Source organism: Lachnospira intestinalis (assembly GCF_040095895.1).
GTDB lineage: Bacteria > Bacillota > Clostridia > Lachnospirales > Lachnospiraceae > Lachnospira > Lachnospira intestinalis.
Genome location: NZ_JBBMFS010000034.1, coordinates 1 through 553 on the forward strand (window position 1 = coordinate 1; position 553 = coordinate 553).

Annotated in this window: 1 rRNA gene; it reads left to right on the forward strand. The window is 50.5% G+C overall.

Features of this window, described 5'->3' with window-relative positions:
• Window positions 1-518, forward strand: a 16S ribosomal RNA gene (locus WMO37_RS14865); the annotation flags it as partial.
• Window positions 519-553 lie beyond the last annotated feature (35 nt).

Below are 553 nucleotides of genomic sequence, written 5' to 3' on the forward strand. Positions count from 1 at the left end.
CTTTTCTTCGGAACAAGAGTGACAGGTGGTGCATGGTTGTCGTCAGCTCGTGTCGTGAGATGTTGGGTTAAGTCCCGCAACGAGCGCAACCCCTATTCTTAGTAGCCAGCATTTAAGGTGGGCACTCTAGGAAGACTGCCAGGGATAACCTGGAGGAAGGTGGGGATGACGTCAAATCATCATGCCCCTTATGACTTGGGCTACACACGTGCTACAATGGCGTAAACAAAGTGAAGCGAGAGTGTGAGCTTAAGCAAATCACAAAAATAACGTCTCAGTTCGGATTGTAGTCTGCAACTCGACTACATGAAGCTGGAATCGCTAGTAATCGCGAATCAGAATGTCGCGGTGAATACGTTCCCGGGTCTTGTACACACCGCCCGTCACACCATGGGAGTCGGAAATGCCCGAAGTCGGTGACCTAACGAAAGAAGGAGCCGCCGAAGGCAGGTCTGATAACTGGGGTGAAGTCGTAACAAGGTAGCCGTATCGGAAGGTGCGGCTGGATCACCTCCTTTCTAAGGAAGAAAAAGTAGGGGTTGTTTTACTGTTG